Source organism: Streptomyces sp. NPDC046759, assembly GCF_040645475.1.
Lineage (GTDB): Bacteria > Actinomycetota > Actinomycetes > Streptomycetales > Streptomycetaceae > Streptomyces.
This window is the reverse complement of sequence record NZ_JBEYYJ010000024.1, coordinates 1-15,937: the sequence shown is the minus strand read 5'-3', so window position 1 is coordinate 15,937 and position 15,937 is coordinate 1. Positions and strand designations below refer to the sequence as shown.

Below are 15,937 nucleotides of genomic sequence, written 5' to 3'. Positions count from 1 at the left end.
GGCGGTCGAGCCGGGGGATGGCTATGGCGGAGCGGAGTTCGAGAAGCACAGGGTCATGCCGGATGACCGGCCTGAGGCGTCCACGGGAGGGGCAGGGGAGGCGGCCGATGGAAGCTCAGACCCGGCAATGCCGCCGTCGCACGAACAGCTGGTGCACACTCGGCCTCTTCGAGCAGGCCCACTATGTCCCCTGACGCGCAGCGGCGGCACCGTTCCGCCAGGCCCGCCGCGGCCGCGGACTCTCGCTTTCGCCGCGGCGGCACCGCCGCCGGCGGCACGTCAGACCACGCGTCGCCTGGCATTGGTCCTCACCGTTGGAGTCTCGGCCGGTGTCGGGTGGATTCCGGCGAAGCCGAGGAACGCACCGAAGGCCGTCATGCCAGCGGCGATGGTGAAGCTGAAGGCGTAACCGTGCGCGGCGGCGGTCACCTGGTCGGCGCCCGCACGCCGCAGCACGGCGGCGTGGCCGGTGCCCAGTGAGACCAGGGCGGCCAGACCGATGGCGCTGCCGATCTGCATGGACGCATTGTTCATGCTGGTGGCGATGCCCGCGTCCTCACCGGTGGCGCCGTCCACTCCGGCGACAGTGGATCCGACGAGGACGAGGCCGCCTCCCAGCGGCACGAGGATCAGTCCGGGCAGTACGTCGGCCACATAGGTGCCGTGGCTGCTGAGGCCGGCAAGGAGGACGTAGCCGACCGTGGTGACCGCAAGCCCTCCTCCGTTCAGGGCCCGCAGACCGAACCGGGGAAGGAGACGTGGTGCCATCACAGTGGCGCTGAAGAGAATGACCAACCCGAACGGTACAAAGGCGAATCCGGTCGCCAGCGCGGAAAAGCGCAGTATGCGCTGGACATACAGACTCAGTGAGAAGAAAAGGGTGGCGAACCCGACGTAGTAGCAGATGCGCACGATGTTGGCGATACTCCGGTTACGTGAGCGCAGGAATGCGAGGGGCACCAGGGGCTGGGCCACGTGAGCCTCCACCAGCACGAAGCCGATCAGGCAGAGCACACCGATCACGACGCAACCCAGGACGGGGAACGAGAACCATACGTGACTGTCCTTCTCCAGGAGGCCGAACACGACCAGGAGCAGACCGAGGGTGACCGTGACGGCGCCGAGGACGTCAGGCCGACCGCGCTTGGTGGCCCGGCTTTCGGAGACGAGCCTGAAGGTGGCGAAAAACGCGAACGCGGCGATGGGCAGATTGATGAAGAATATCCAACGCCAGGAGGCGAGGGTGGTCAGGATGCCCGAGAGCACGACTCCCAGGGCTACCCCAACTCCGGCCAGGCCGCTCCAGATGGCCATGGCCCGTGCCCTTTCCTGCCGCTGTGTGAACAGCAGCGTCACCAGGGACAGGGCTGCCGGGCTGACGAGTGCCGCACCGACGCCCTGTACGAAGCGGCCCGCGATCAGTACACCGGCTTGCTGGGCCACTCCCGCGCTCGCCGACGCCAGCGCGAAGATCGCCAAGCCGGTCAGGAAGAGGCGTCTGCGGCCGAGCAGATCACCCAGGCGTCCGCCAAGCATCAGCAGCCCACCGTAGGTGACGGTGTAGCCGTTGACGACCCATGCCAGGCCCGTGGTCGTGAAGCCGAGATCGTGCTGGATGGGAGGAAGCGCGACATTGACCACGGTCACATCGAGGAGCAGCATCACCTGCACGAGGCAGATGATCCCGAGCGCGCGCCACCTGCGCGGATCCGGTTCGGGAGCGGGACTGATCGGAGTCATCACTGATCGCCTTCTATACGGTCGGGCCGCCGCCGTCCCCGCGGACGCCGTCTCAGGAGGAGAAGCAGCAAGCGGGCCCGGCCCAACGGACATTGCCTGAGGTTTTCAACTCGCAGGTGCCAGGTGTGCGTGGCCGCGGATAAGGACAGTGAAGGCGCACATTCGGTCTTCGCTGCGGGTTCGTCGCAGACCCCGGCGCCGGTACCGGAGCGAGGCTGAAGCACCTCCGGTTGCCGCCGCCTCCGGGGAGCGGCCCCGGCACTCGTGATGTCCCAGGCCGGCGGGAGGATCAGCCCTTCGCCCGCCTCCGTTGGCGGGACCCCGGGTGCGCCCGATAGGCGCTGACGCTCGACTCGCCCAGCATCCAGAAGCGCCAGGGGTACAAAGCAGCAGGACCGCCCACCCCCGTCCGCGGCCCTCGAGCGACCCGCGCGGACGAGACGCTCCCGGCGGTTTCCGCGAGGAACAACTCCGCCGCTGCGTCGCATGCTGACTGTCCGTCATGCTGCAGATCGGCGATGCCCAACGCTCGCGCGAGGTTGGCCGGGCCGCGCGCCAGATCGCGCGCCCGTACCCCAGGCCCCCGGCGTTCTTGCGCGACGTCTGCTCCCTCCACGACGGTGCCGGCGCGGAGCAGCACCGAAGCGGGACGCCGTCCGGGCCCGCAGACGGCGTTCAGGCACCGATGCACCGCGTGCGTCCGGTACACATAAAAGGTCCCCGGGGCCCCGAACTCCGCTCGATTGGTCCGGTTCGGGCCCCGGAACGCGTGCGAGGCCGGGTCATCGGGCCCCTCGTATGCCTCCACCTCGGTGATACGCACCGCCGTCACGCCGCGCTGCGAGCGCGAGACCACGAGAGCCCCCAGGAGTTCGGGAGCCACCTCGAGGGCGGGCCGGTCGAAGAAGTGCTCGCGCAAGGCGGACCGCCCTGCCGACGCAGCCCCCGGCCCATCGAACGCCCGCAACTGCTCGTGATCGGTCCCGGCCACGCCCGGGACCGTCCGGTCCTCTGCCAAGCCGCTGCCTCCCGTCGAGATTCCGGGACGCCGGATCCGACGCCCCCCGCCGTCCCAGCGCTCTCCTTGCGTCGCCCCATGGCCCGAGAAACTGCCGTGAGGCACTCGGATACGGACCTTCGAGCCGAACGCCCACCAGGCCGTTGGAGGAAGGAACACGCTTCCGGACGAGGTGACATCGAGGCCGAGTACGCGATCCAGGCTGAGGACGCGATGCTGGACTATCCGCACTCGGGCGAACGTTTCCGGGGCCGCGAGACAACGCGGCGGGCATCCTGCCGACCGGCGCTTCACCCCCCTGCGCGTCACCGGCCACGCGCATGTATGGGTGAGCGAATGCGTCACCCTCTACGACGGTGCGCCTTCGTACTCGGCGAGCGTCATGGAATTCGCCGACCAGCAGGTCGTGCACGAGACGCAGTACTTCGCCGGTCCTTTAAGCGCGCCCGCGTGGCGGGCCGCGCTCGCCGAGCCGGTGCTTGGGACAGACTGTCGAGGAGGCCTGACTGGCCTCGTCCGGCACGGCCGGCCTGTCGGATTTCGGCGATTGTCTGTGCTCGCCGGATACCTCCAGGGCTCAGACGCCCTTGCCGTCGACTCCGGTGTGCGTGGTGCGGAAGCGTGCCCGGTAGGCTCCCGGCGTGATGCCGAGGTTGCGCGTGAAGGCCCGACGCAGGGACTCCGGTGACCCGAAGCCGGTGCGCCGGGCCACCGTGGCCATGGGGTCGTCGCTGTCTTCCAGCATCGCCTGGGCAGCCTCCATGCGGATCTGCTCGACGTAGCGGGCCGGGGTCGTGTGCATCTCGTCGTGGAACAGGCGTGTCATGTGGCGGGTGCTCACACCTGCCCGGCGCGCCATGGCGGCAAGGGTGTGCGGGGCGGACGGGTCCTCGGCGACCGCGTCGAGGACCCGGCGCAGCATCTCCTGTCTCGCGCGCGGGGTGTGGGTGCGGACACTGAACTGGGACTGGCCGCCCGGCCGCTGCATGAACACGACCATGTCCTTGGCAACGGCGCGGGCGACGTCGGCGCCGAGGTGCTCCTCGACCAGGGCGAGCGAGAGATCGATGCCCGAGGTGACGCCGGCGGAGGTCATGATGTGGCCGTCGCGTACGAACAGGGCGTCCGCTTCCACGGTCACCTTCGGGTAGCGCAGGGCGAGCTGGTCGGCGAAGCGCCAGTGCGTTGTCGCCTTGCGTCCGTCGAGCAGTCCGGCCGCGGCGAGGAGGAAGGCGCCGGTGCAGATGGACGCCGTGCGGCAGCCGCGTGCGTCGAGCCCTCTCATGGCGTCCAGCAGCGCGTCGTCCTTGATGAGGGAAGGCCACTCCGGGCCGCCGGGGATGACGACCACATCGCTGGCCGCCTGTACCTGCGCGGCAGCGAGGTCGACGCGCAGTCCGGTGCCGGCTGCGGTGACCACGTCGGCGCCGTCAGGGGAGACCGTGCGTACGCGGTAGCGGCCGCCGAATTCGTTGGCTGTCGTGAATACCTCGATCGGGCCGGTGACGTCGAGCAGCCGTACGCCGGGGAAGACCAGCACGGTCACCAGGAGCGGCTTCCTGCCTGACGGCCTGTCCTTCATCGTGCGCCTCCCGGACGGACTGGGGCCCACATCGGAGGACACCATCATCCGCCCGGCGATGCTCTGCTGCTCCCGTGCCCATTGTCGTCCGCGTCTCTGCGGCATGCTGCTGCCTTCCGTGGTGTGGAACGAGGCATCAGGCTTCGGCGCCTCGCCCGTGTTCAGCGGTCGCTTGCCGTCTCGTCATGGCCACAGATGTGGCCACAACACGCTCGGACAAGGACATCGGGGCATCGGGCCGGCACCCGGCAACGGGCCTGCACGGTGCTCGATGTCCTGGTGTGAGGGCGCCATGGCGCGTGCTGTTCTGTGGCGGGAGCCGCGCTTCGCCATAGCGTCAACGGCGCCAACGGGCCGATGGTCTCGGCCGCGTCCCTGAGCTGCTGGGGTGTGGCCCGGCCAGTCGGCCGGCCCGTCACCGTGGCTGGTCGTGGACGGTGACGGATCCGACACCCCAAGAGAAGGCACTCCGCGCCGTGACACCCCACCCCAGTACCAGCCGAGCGGTCCCGTGCCAGGTCGGCCCGGCCCCGAGAGCGTCCGCGGTCGGCTCGGCCCCGAGATCATCCGTGCTTGTACGTGACCAGCCGGACGAGGCGAACGGCAGGAAGCGTGGCCGGCTCGGTCCCGGCTGGTTCGCCGCCGTCATGGGCAGCGGGATCGTCGCCGTCGCGGCCGCCACCCTGCCGCGCGGTTTCCCCGGGCTCGGCGAGGCCGCCACGGTGGTCTGGGCGGGGACTGCGCTGCTGCTGATCGTGCTCGCCGTCAGCTATACCGGGCAGCGGACGCTGCGGGTGCATGCCGGTGATCCGGTACTGGCCCAGTTCTTCGGGGCGCCACCGATGGCTCTGCTCACCGTCGGAGCCGGGACGCTGCTGCTCGGCCGGCGGCTGATCGGGGAGCGTGCGGCGGTGGATGCGGACTGGGTGCTGTGGTCGGCCGGTACGGTGCTGGGTCTTGCCACCGCCTGCACGGTGCCGTATCTCATGGTCACGCGGCACCGTTTCACGCCGGACGCGGCGTTCGGCGGCTGGCTGCTACCGGTGGTGCCGCCGCTGGTCTCCGCCGCGACGGGCGCGCTGCTCATCCCGCGGGCGCCGGCCGGGCAGGTGCGGCTGGCCCTGCTGCTGTGCTGCTACTCGATGCTCGGGCTCGGGTTGGTCGCGGTCCTGCTGGTACTGGCCATGGTGTACAGCCGCCTGGTGCATCATGACGCGCCCGGCGGTGCGGTGGTGCCCACGATGTGGATCGGCGTGGGGGCGCTGGATCAGGCAGTGACAGCGCTGGGGACGCTGGCCACGGCGTCGCCGAGCGCGCTGCCCGCCCCGTACGCGCGCGGGAGCGGTGTCGTAGCGCTCCTGGGTGGGCTCGGGATCTGGGGCTTCGCCCTGCTGTGGCTGGTACTGGCCACGGCGCTGACCGTACGGGAAATCCGCAGAGGGCTGCCCTTCGCAGCCACCTGGTGGTCCTTCATCTTCCCCCTCGGTGCGTGCGTCACCGGCACCAGCGCGCTCGCTGCTCGTACCGGCTCGCAGCTGTTCGTCTGGATCGCCGTCGTCCTGTACGCCCTGCTCGTCGCCGCCTGGGCGGTGGTCGCCTGGCACTCCCTGCGGCATGCTGTCCGGCAGCGTGAGCGCGCCCGCCGCTGACGGGGCCCGTGTAACGCTCCGCATGACACGGACGCATCGCGCGAACCCGGCTGTCTGCCGACGGGCAGCCGGGTTGCGCCGCACCGCGACACGTGCCGATGGCGGCGCCCCGGGTGCCGTCGAGGCCGTGCTCTGCGGGCGGGCCGTCTGCCCCGCACCGGCGGATCCATGCGCGGTCGTGGGGCGGGCCCGGAGTCTGGCTGCCACCATGGCGGCGAACACGACAGCCCAGAACACCACGGCGATCCAGACCTGCCAGCGGCCCACGCTCATCCACGAGGTTGCGTTCGCGCGTCCCAGCTCATGCGTGGTGACCGCATACATGCCGACCGGGAAGACGAGGTTCCACGAGCCGAGCTCGAAGCGCAGCGGGATACGGCGCAGCGCGTGCGGCCAAACGCCCAGAGCCAGTAGGAGCGGAATTAGCCAGCTTGAGAAGGCCCACAGGACGACGGACGTCCCGACGACGCGCGGGCGCGACAACATCGTGGTGCCTGGATGGAGTGCGATCAGCCGGACTCCGGCGAGTACGGCGATAGCCACCGCCCCCATGAAGATCCGTACGGACGTCATGAGGCCCTCCGGCTGCACCGGCCGGGCCAGCAGCCGGGCCAGGACCAGCGCGGTGGTCAGCAGGTACTGCATCAGGCCGACGGCCCAGCACACCACCGCCAGGACGGCCAGTGCGTGTCCCGGGGTCACCCGCGCCAGCGATGCCCCCGCGACCGCCACCGACTCCGATCCCACCGGCCACAGGAACCAGGCGCCGTTCACCTGGTCGAGCGAGGGGCCCCGCTCCAGCGTGGTGATGAGCGCGAGCGGGATGCCGTAGTCCAGCACCACCCACCCCAGCGTCCCAAACGCCAGGAACGCCCCGGCGACCGCGGTGTGTCCAGCCGGTACAAAGCGAGCAGCCAGCACGTTCGAGGAGATCGCGAGGGTGAGGAACGCGAAGGCACGCGGCCCGAGGAGATCCGCGACGAACCGTGCGCGCTGGCGCGGCAGCCGCCAGCCGTAGGCGGGCACCAGTACGGCATAACCGGCCAGGGCCACCCACAGCAGTACGGCGGAGGCGGTGTCGGCGCCGTTGACGTACAGGCCGTGGAGACGATGCCGGTGCCCATCACGAACGCGAGTGCGCCCGCGTTGAGATTGGCCACCGCGGCCGAGACGGCCGCGCGGTGTCCGGGCGGCCGGGAACCGGGACCGGTACGTCCGTTCTCGGGAACGGCGGCATCCGGGCGCCGCTCATCGAGAGAGCCGGGTTCGGTGAGCCATTCGGCCAGGACCGGCTCGACGAATGGCTGCGGGAGGTCGCACCATCCATCGAGCTGCAGCGCTGGTACGGCCACCGCCCCCAGCGGTTCGGAGAGTTCCGCCGCCGCTATCCGGTGCGCGTTGCCGGCGCAGATCTTCCGGCCAGACCCGACCAGCACGCGCTCGTCGACCTCGCCGTCCTCGCTTGGCGTCTGCTCGTCGATTCTGCGGCAGATGATCTCGGACATGACGCATCCTCCGGCCGCTTTCGCAGTGGAAGCACTTTACTTGTATGCGAATTCATTGCCTTTTGGGTGCGGGGATGGTGCGGGGACCGGTGGGTACCGTGGTGACGGCCGCGCGGGCCAGGGTCTCGGTGACGGTGTGTGCGATCGCCTGAGCGGTCAGGCCTGCTTCCGCGAGGATCTCGGCCCGGGTGGCCTGCCGGGGAAACCCGTCCGCCACGCCCACGGCACGTACCGGGGTGCGGATGCCGGCCTCCTGCAGGCCCTGGGCCACCGCTGTGCCCACTCCTCCGGTGCGCAGGCCGTCCTCGACCGTGACGACCAGGGCGTGCTCGGCGGCGAGCGCGGGCAGATCGCGGGGGAGCGGCTTGACCCACAGTGGGTCCACTACGGTGACCTCCACCCCCTGCTCGGCGCAGAGCTCCGCCGCTTCGAGAGCGGCCGAGGCCGTCGTTCCGACAGCGACCAGCAGGACGCCGCGGCCGTGGGCCTCGCGCAGGACGTGGACCGCACCGGCGCGGCCGACCGCCGGGATCCCCGGGCCGACCGCGCCTCTCGGGTAGCGCAGGACCGTCGGCGCGTCGGTGATCGACACGGCCTCCCGCAACTGCCGCCGCAGCATGCGCGCATCGCGGGGAGCCCCGATACGCAGGCCGGGGACAGCTTGGAGCATCGCAAGATCCCACAGCCCGTTGTGGCTGGGGCCGTCGTCACCGGTGACTCCGGACCGGTCGAGGACCAGGGTCGCACCGAGCCGGTGCAGCGCGAGGTCCATCAGCACCTGGTCGAGGGCGCGGTTCAGGAACGTGCCGTACAGGGCGATCACCGGATGCAGGCCCGCCATGGCCATCCCGGCGGCCGAGGCGACCGCATGCTGCTCGGCGATCCCGACGTCGAAGAACCGTGCCGGGTAGCGTGCGGCGAAGTCGTTGAGACCGACGGAGCCGGGCATGGCCGCGGTGATCGCGACGACGTCCGGGTGCGTCGGCCAGTTCGACCAGTTCCCGGCCGAACACTGCCGTCCAGGTCGGACCAGCGGGCCGCAGAGGGTGCCCGGTCTGCGGGTCGACGATGCCGATGCCGTGCAGGTGGTCCTCCTCGTTCTGCTCGGCCGGCGCGTATCCGAGCCCCTGGCGCGTGATGCAGTGGACGACGACCGGGCGCCATGGGCCGCCTTAGCCCGTTCCAGGGCTGCTTCCAGGGCGGTGATGTCGCCGCGCTGCCCCCTGCGAGGCCCGCTTTCAGGCCCTCCTTGATGCCTTCCTTGGCCGCGTGCAGGGTGCGGTGCAGCGCCCGGCCCGGCGCTCCGGCACCGTCGAGCGCCTGTCTGCCCCAGCCGGCCAGACGCTCGTAGCCGGCGTGGGTGCGCAGGGCCGCCAGGTGCCGGGCGAGTCCGCCCACGGTCGGTGCGTACGAGCGTCCGTTGTCGTTGACGACGATCACTACCGGCCGGTCCGGTGCCGCCGCGATGTTGTTGAGGGCCTCCCAGGCCAGCCCTCCGGTGAGTGCTCCGTCGCCGACGACGGCGACGATGTGCCGGTCCGACTCTCCTGCGAGCTGTGCGGCCTTGGCCATGCCATCGGCGTACGACAGGGCTACCGATGCGTGGGAATGCTCGATGTGGTCGCGCGTGGACTCCTCCCGGCTCGGGTATCCGGAAAGCCCGCCACGCTGCCGCAGGCCGGAGAACTCACCGGCGAGCCCCGTCACGATCTTGTGGACGTACGCCTGGTGCCCGACGTCCCACAGCAGCCGGTCGCGCGGGGAGTCGAAGACCCGGTGCAGCGCCAGGGTCAGTTCCACGACGCCGAGGTTGGGCCCCAGACGGCCTCCCGTGGCCGCGACGTGGCGGACCATGAAGTCGCGGATCTCCCCGGCCAGCCGGACCAGCTCTGGATGGCTCAGACCCCTCAAGTCCGCGGGCTGGTTGATGCGCGCCGGCAGGCTCATGCCGCTGCTCCTCCTCGATGCTGCCGTGGTGTCGACGGATACGCGCTGTGGGCAGCCGATGCGCACCCCGCGAGCCGCTGATCACTGGAAGGCCGATGTCACGAGAGCCTTCTGCTCCACGCCGTGCCGGCGGGCCGAGCCGGCCGCGGGCGCGGGCGCCTCGGGCCGGCTCACGCACTCCACGGCGCGCCGGGTCAGCCGGTGCAGACGCGGCGCGAGGAACGACCACGCACCCTGGTTCTCCGGCTCCTCCTGCACCCACCGCACGTCCGCGGCCGCGGGGAAACGGGCGAGTTCCGCCGCGAGTTCCTCGTCGGGGAACGGGTAGAGGCGCTCCGCGCGGACGATCGCCGTGTCGGTCGAGCCCGCGGCGTGCCGGTGGGCGTCGAGGTCGTAGAAGACCTTGCCCGAGCACAGCAGCACGCGCGAGACCCGGGCCGGGTCCGTCGTGTCGTCCGGCAGGACCGGGCGGAAGCCGCCCTGGGTGAACTCGGCCAGGGCGGAGACGGCCGCCTTCGACCGCAGCATCGACTTCGGGGTGAAGACCACCAGTGGCCTGCTGCCGTCCAGCGCCTGCTGCCTGAGCAGATGGAAGTAGTTGCCCGGCAGGGAGGGCATGGCCACGGTCATGTTGTCCTGCGCGCACAATTGCAGGAAGCGTTCGATCCGGGCGGAGGAGTGGTCGGGACCCTGGCCCTCCAGGCCGTGAGGCAGCAGCATGGTCACTGCGGAGCGCTGGCCCCACTTCTGCTCGGACGAGGCGATGTACTCGTCGACGACCGTCTGCGCGCCATTGGCGAAGTCACCGAACTGGGCCTCCCACAGCACCAGGGCTTCCGGACGGGCCTGGGCATAGCCGTACTCGAAGGCCAGGACTGCCAGTTCGGACAGCATCGAGTCGTACGGTGCGAAGCTCGCGGCCTGCGGGCTGAGGGAGTTCAGCGGCGTGTGCTCCGCGCCGGTGCGCCGGTCGGTCAGTACGGCGTGGCGCTGGCCGAAGGTGCCGCGTCGGGAGTCCTGTCCGGCCAGCCGTACCGGGACGCCGTCCAGCAGCAGCGAACCGATCGCCAGTGTCTCCGCGGCGGCCCAGTCGACGGTGCCGGTGTCGAGCGTCGCCGTGCGCCGGTGGAGCTGCGGCAGGACACGCGGGTGCACGGTGAAGCCCCGCGGTAGGTCGGTCTGCGATGCGATGACCTGACGAGCCCTCGCCTCGTCGATCGCGGTCGCCGTGCGCTGGGTGGCCGCCTGTCCGGCGTTGGCGCAAGGAAGGTCTTCGGCCGGTGTGGGAGCGGGCAGCGCCCGGGTCTCGGCGAAGGCCCGTTCGAGGTGATCCTGGTAGTTGCGGCGGGCACTCTCCACCTGCCGCTCGCCGATGTCCCCGCGGCGTATGAGGGCCGCGGCGTACAGCGTGCGCACCGAAGCCTTGGCGTCGATGCGTTCGTACATCATCGGCTGCGTGATGGACGGGTCGTCGACCTCGCTGTGCCCGTGGCGCCGGTAGCAGACCAGATCGACCACGACGTCCTTGTGGAACGTCTGGCGGTAGTCGAAGGCCATCCGTGCGACGCGGTCGACGGCTTCCGGGTCGTCGCCGTTGACGTGGAAGATCGGGGCCTCCACCATCCGGGCCACATGGGTGGCGTACGTGCTCGAACGGCCGTTGGTGGGCAGGGTGGTGAAGCCGACCTGGTTGTTGACGACCACGTGGACCGTCCCGCCCGTGCGGTAGCCCGGCAGTTGCGACATGTTCAGGGTCTCGGCGACCACGCCCTGGCCGGCGAAGGCCGCGTCGCCGTGGAGGACGACCGGCAGTACGGGGAAGGGCTCGCCCTGGTCCCCGGCCACGTCCTGCTTGGCGCGCACCACGCCCTGGGCCACCGGCCCCACGATCTCCAGGTGCGAGGGGTTCGCCACGACCGAGACGGCGATGGTGCCGCCGTCCAGGGCACGGTAGGTGCCCTCCGCGCCGAGGTGGTACTTCACGTCCCCCGAGCCCTGGACCGACCGGATGTCCACCGCGTCCTCGAACTCGTCGAATATCTGGCCGTAGGACTTGCCGATGATGTTGGCCAGGACGTTCAGCCGGCCGCGGTGCGCCATCCCGATGACGGCTTCTTGGACACCGTCTTCGATGGCGCGGAGCAACAGGGCGTCGAGCAGCACGATGGCCGACTCGCCGCCTTCGAGCGAGTACCGCTTCTGGCCCACGTACTTGGTCTGCAGGAACGTCTCGAAGGCCTCCGCGGCCCCCAACCGGTAGAGGATCCGCAGCTGTCCGGCACGGTCCGGGCGGCGCTGCGGCCCCTCGACGCGCTGCTGGATCCAGCGGCGTTCCCGGGCGTCCTGGATGTGCATGTACTCGAACCCGGCGGTGCGGCAGTAGAACTCCCGCAACGCGCCCAGCACTTCGTCGAGTGTCATCGTGGCGCGCCCGGCGAACCCGTCCACGGCGAAGTCCTCCGCCCGGTCCGCGTCGTCAAGTCCGAACGCGGCGATGTCGAGCTCCGGGTGTGCTGCGGCTGGCCGGGCCGTGAGCGGGTCCGTTCCCGCCATCAGATGCCCGCGCACGCGATACGCGTGGATGAGCGCCGCGACCCGGACCGCCTTGAGCGCCGCCTCGTCGGTGTCCTTGTGGTGTTGGGCTGAGGCGGTTAGGGAGGCACCGGCGGCCGGGGACACCAGAGCGGCGAAGAAGTTCCTCCACGTCTCATCGACCGAGCCGGGGTCGTGGAGGTAACGACGTCGCTGCTCGTCCACGACCCATTCGTTGAGCCCGAAGTCCAGTTTCTGAGACGCTGCTCGAGCGGTGTCTGATTGCGACGCCATGGCGCGAACGCCTTCTTTCCTCTGTGAAGCCTTGGGATGGCGGACGCGGCTACGGCGGTCGTCCGCCTGCGTGTCAGGTGTTCGAGGACTTCGCAACCGTTGCGGAGACCGACCCGTTCGACCGCGTCGCACTGACGACGCTAGGACGCCGGGAGCGCGGAGACGGATGGCCGGGCGCGCCACGACGGCCTCACATCAGGACATCGGACGGGTGACGGCCTGCTGCCTGCTGTCGTCGCATATTCGGAGTGCGGGCGGGTGACGTCGTCCTGATCCGGGGGCTTCGTGTCCGTCCGGCCCGGGATCGGCGTCGTATGGAATCTGGTTGTGATGCTGCGGCCGCGGGCTTGCGGCCGGAGAACCGACCCCTGGGAAGGAATATGATCGACTACGATCGGTCGGACACCACGCGGTGTCAGTTTCCAGGGGTCCTGCGGACCTTGGGTCTCGTGCACGGTGAGTTGCGGGTGCGGCACGGACTGTCGCTCCATGACTACCTCATTCTCGGCGCGCTCGCCGAGGCCGCGAGCGGATCTGTGCCCGTTGCCAAGCTGGCGGCGTTCCTCCAGGAGTCCGGGGACCGGATGTCCTACCTCCTCAGGGGTCTGCAGGCTGCCGGACTGATTGATCGCCAGCGTCGTGCCGGAGACCGCAGGACGGTCGAGGCCACCCTGACCGACGCAGGACGCTCCAGGTTCGCCGCCGCCGAGACGACCGCGCAGGCGCTGATGCGCCAGCACCTCGGTCCGGGACTGGACACCCAGGAGCCCTCCGGCCGATCGTGTGACGTCACTTGATCTGCTCGTTTTCCACGCCACCGGCTGTGGTCGGCGAACGGCACCTGGGCGCGGCTTCTGCGGCGAATCCAGCCCGTGGCCTACAGCGGGCGAGATCGACTGCGACGTCCTTGCACACCGAAGCCTGGAAGGCCCCTGTCCAGGGCTGCCGCATGGTCCGGCGGCTGAACGTCGACGGAGACGGTCAAGGAGATCTGGCCGGGCACGGCGGCGAAATGCGAGCCGTCCTCGTCTGCCACTGCAGTCCTACCGGTACTGGCAAAAACAGCTCGGTCGCGACGACCTGACCTTCGGGATCTTCGGGGAGAACTTCACGGTCGACGGCCTGCCCGACGACGAAGTATGCACCGGTGACCGGTACCGCATCTGCGAAGCGGAATTCGAAGTCTCGCAGCCCCGCGTCACCTGCTACCGGGTCGGCATGCGCCTGGGCGAACCCGCCATGGCTTCCTTGCTCGTCGCCCACCACCGGCCGGGTTTCTACCTCCGAGTGATCACCGAAGCCGCGTCCAGGCCGGTGACGCCGTCACCCTCACCCGCAAGGGACCGGAACAACTCAGCGTCGCCGACGCCGACGCGCTGCTCTACCTCCCGGACCGAGCCCCGCGAAGGTGCGCAAAGCACTGAACATCCCCGCCCTCAGTCCCGGATGGCAGCAGTCCTTCCGCGAACTCGCCGCGCCCGAGCAGCCTGCAGAGAAGCCGGGACAGCCTGACGACCAGGTCTGGGTGCGGCTGCGCATGCGGGGCCGCCACACGGGGCCCTTCGTCCGCTACCGCGACGGCGCACTCGATCAAGCCATACCCCCCACCGGGCATGACATCGATTTCGAGCAGATCCATGTACTCGGTCTCCGTGAGGGCAAGGTGGTGAGCCATGAGGCGGTACGCGACGACATCCCCGTGCTCGGCCAGCTCGGTTCTTTCCGCCGGCGCCGCCCACGGCACTCCGCATGATCGCCTGGCGTATGACCGGGCGAGCCGCACGCGCCGCCACCCGTGTCACGGCCGAGGCCGCCGAGGCGGCCGCGCTGCTGCGCGACAAACCGGCAGAAAGCCGCTGAGTCGACGGCGCCACGTCGGCTGAGAGGTCTGCGGTGCGGCACTCGCCCCAGGACCGTGGCCGCCAACGGATGTGATCGACCTCCGCGCGCGACACGGCGTATCCGCGTAACGGTTCCTCGTGCGGAACCGACCAGTACCCAGTTCGACAGACGGGAGGAGGGTGATTGTAGGGACGAAGCGAGACGGTTGTACTTCGGTTTGCGCGCTGACCGGGCTGGAGAGCCTCTCCCTGCATCGGTGCCCTACGGCCGCCCGAGGTTCGCTCGCTGCAGATAGCCGACCGGTCGGTTATTCCGTAGGCTGATGTCATGGGACGTACCTCTGACGCCAGGCGGAAGATCCTGGACGCCGCCCGCTCGCTGATCGAGGAGCGCGGGTACTCGGCGCTTGGGGTGGCCGAGATCTGCAAGGCCGCCGGGGTGCCTAAGGGGAGTTTCTACTACTTCTTCGAGTCCAAGGAGGCCCTCGCACTCGCGGTCGTCGACGAACACTGGGCGGCCCAGAAGCGCGACTGGACCCAAGCCCTGACCGGTGACGCGGAGCCGCTGTGGCGGTTGCGGCGGCTGTTCGAGGAGACGGAGGCCGGCCAGCGCGCCGTACAGCTGGGCTGCGGCACCGTGGCGGGCTGTCTGTTCGGGAACCTCACTTTGGAGCTGAGCAACCAGACCGAGGCGGTCCGCGAGCGGCTGCAGGAGATCTTCGACGCGCAGGTCGACATGGTGGAGTCCGTCATCGCCGAGGCCCGTGAGCGCGGCGAGGCCGCCGTGGCCGACACCGGTGAGGCGGCGCGCGCCGTCGTGGCCCAGCTGGAAGGCCAGGTGATGTTCGCCAAGCTCTACAACAGCACCCAGCGGTTGAGTCCCCTTTGGGAGAACTGCCGGGCCCTGCTGGGCGCGCCGAGGGCTGGGGACCGTACGGCGTTCTGATCACGCGGCTGGCCGGGACGGCGATGCCCCATCAGAGGAAGAGGGCGGCGTGGCTTGTGTCGGGCCGGTCGCCCGCGAGTCCGCCGAGGGGACAGCCGGAGTAGTTGGCGGCGGCCGGGTTAGCCCCGGCACCCGCGGACAGCCCTGTCCAAACGTGCATCAGCAGGCTGGATCGAGGCCTGGGTGAAAAGGGCCGACGCCCATGCCCGCGACCGGGCGTGGCGGCCGCCCTGGCGGCATGGGCTCAGGGAATCAGGGCGATCATCGTACGCCGTGGACCGGCCCGATCGTCGGCAGGAACTCCAAAGGAGCGGCGATGAGCGTTGTCCACGGGCGCAGCGGCCGGATGCGAAGCACCTCTGGTGGAACTCCTCCTCGTCGTCTGCCGGCCACACGCCGATGGCGCGGAACTCGCCCACAGGGCGCCACAGCCGGGCCCGATCGCCACGGCCGGCAGTTCCGTCGTGCGGCCTACCGCTGGCCAACCTCGTGCCGTCGGGGACGCTCACGGTGATCTCGGCCAGGAGCTTTTGCACGATGTACCCTCGCGGTCGTCGGTGAGGCATTCGTGCGCCCGAGGCCGGCACTGATGGCATGAGCGGTCGCCTCGCTGCCGAGAGGCGCGGCCTCTTGGCGCGCGTAGCATGGCGCGCGTGGAACTGCGTCAGCTGCGGTACTTCGTCGCCGTCGCCGAGGAACTGAACTTCGGCCGGGCCGCCGAGCGCCTGCTCATCGCGGGGCCCTCGCTCTCCCAGCAGATCAAGGCGCTCGAACGGGACCTGGGCGTTCGGCTCTTCGACCGGGACCGCCGCTCGGTCTCCCTCACCCCGGCCGGCGCCGCCCTGCTCCCTGACGCCCGCGCCCTGCTGGAGCGGGCGGACGA

11 protein-coding genes and 2 pseudogenes are annotated in these 15,937 nt (G+C 70.2%); 7 read left to right on the top strand and 6 right to left on the bottom strand.

What is annotated here, in order from left to right; translation table 11 throughout:
* Nucleotides 1-279: 279 nt before the first annotated feature.
* The 3 genes from ABZ919_RS28505 to ABZ919_RS28495 form a co-directional block, all read right to left on the bottom strand.
* Entirely contained in the window at nt 280-1,671 is a 1,392-nt protein-coding gene (locus ABZ919_RS28505; RefSeq protein ID WP_361253183.1) for an MFS transporter, read from the bottom strand.
* 358 nt (nt 1,672-2,029) lie between these two features.
* A complete protein-coding gene (locus tag ABZ919_RS28500) occupies nt 2,030-2,731 on the bottom strand; it encodes a DNA-3-methyladenine glycosylase (protein WP_361253181.1) in 702 nt (233 codons plus the stop codon).
* Nucleotides 2,732-3,335: 604 nt separating this feature from the next.
* A complete protein-coding gene (locus tag ABZ919_RS28495; RefSeq protein ID WP_361253179.1) occupies nt 3,336-4,340 on the bottom strand; it encodes a GlxA family transcriptional regulator in 1,005 nt (334 codons plus the stop codon).
* A 569-nt stretch (nt 4,341-4,909) separates the two neighbouring features.
* Here ABZ919_RS28495 and ABZ919_RS28490 point away from each other — a divergent pair.
* Nucleotides 4,910-5,989, top strand: a complete 1,080-nt coding sequence (locus tag ABZ919_RS28490) for a TDT family transporter (RefSeq protein ID WP_361253177.1) — start codon at nt 4,910-4,912, stop codon at nt 5,987-5,989.
* A gap of 264 nt (nt 5,990-6,253) precedes the next feature.
* Here the strand turns inward: ABZ919_RS28490 and ABZ919_RS28485 are convergent.
* A pseudogene (locus tag ABZ919_RS28485) lies at nt 6,254-7,042 on the bottom strand (tellurite resistance/C4-dicarboxylate transporter family protein); the annotation flags it as partial.
* Between the two features lie 128 nt (nt 7,043-7,170).
* Here ABZ919_RS28485 and ABZ919_RS28480 point away from each other — a divergent pair.
* A complete protein-coding gene (locus tag ABZ919_RS28480; RefSeq protein ID WP_361253175.1) occupies nt 7,171-7,599 on the top strand; it encodes a DUF488 family protein in 429 nt (142 codons plus the stop codon).
* Here ABZ919_RS28480 and dxs read toward each other — a convergent pair.
* Nucleotides 7,547-9,441 (bottom strand): annotated as a pseudogene (gene dxs / locus ABZ919_RS28475) (1-deoxy-D-xylulose-5-phosphate synthase). The gene ABZ919_RS28480 and the pseudogene dxs sit on opposite strands and share 53 nt — an antisense overlap.
* Before the next feature lie 81 nt (nt 9,442-9,522).
* Nucleotides 9,523-12,267, bottom strand: coding sequence for a multifunctional oxoglutarate decarboxylase/oxoglutarate dehydrogenase thiamine pyrophosphate-binding subunit/dihydrolipoyllysine-residue succinyltransferase subunit (locus ABZ919_RS28470; RefSeq protein ID WP_361253173.1), 2,745 nt, complete (start codon nt 12,265-12,267; stop codon nt 9,523-9,525).
* 449 nt (nt 12,268-12,716) lie between these two features.
* Here ABZ919_RS28470 and ABZ919_RS28465 point away from each other — a divergent pair, with 449 nt between their 5' ends.
* The 5 genes from ABZ919_RS28465 to ABZ919_RS28445 form a co-directional block, all read left to right on the top strand.
* On the top strand, nt 12,717-13,064 hold the full coding sequence (locus tag ABZ919_RS28465) for a MarR family transcriptional regulator (RefSeq protein WP_361253171.1): 348 nt from the start codon (nt 12,717-12,719) through the stop codon (nt 13,062-13,064).
* Nucleotides 13,051-13,779, top strand: a complete 729-nt coding sequence (locus tag ABZ919_RS28460; protein WP_361253169.1) for an MOSC domain-containing protein — start codon at nt 13,051-13,053, stop codon at nt 13,777-13,779. Before ABZ919_RS28465 ends, ABZ919_RS28460 begins: the two co-directional genes overlap by 14 nt.
* Nucleotides 13,676-14,020 (top strand): ester cyclase, encoded by a 345-nt coding sequence (locus ABZ919_RS28455; protein WP_361253167.1) that lies wholly within the window; start codon nt 13,676-13,678, stop codon nt 14,018-14,020. Before ABZ919_RS28460 ends, ABZ919_RS28455 begins: the two co-directional genes overlap by 104 nt.
* 416 nt (nt 14,021-14,436) lie before the next feature.
* Nucleotides 14,437-15,054 carry a TetR/AcrR family transcriptional regulator gene (locus ABZ919_RS28450; RefSeq protein ID WP_361253165.1) on the top strand — a complete coding sequence of 206 codons (618 nt, stop codon included), beginning with the start codon at nt 14,437-14,439 and terminating at the stop codon, nt 15,052-15,054.
* Between the two features lie 644 nt (nt 15,055-15,698).
* Nucleotides 15,699-15,937 (top strand): LysR family transcriptional regulator (locus tag ABZ919_RS28445; protein WP_361247130.1); only part of this gene is annotated, 239 nt, incomplete at its 3' end.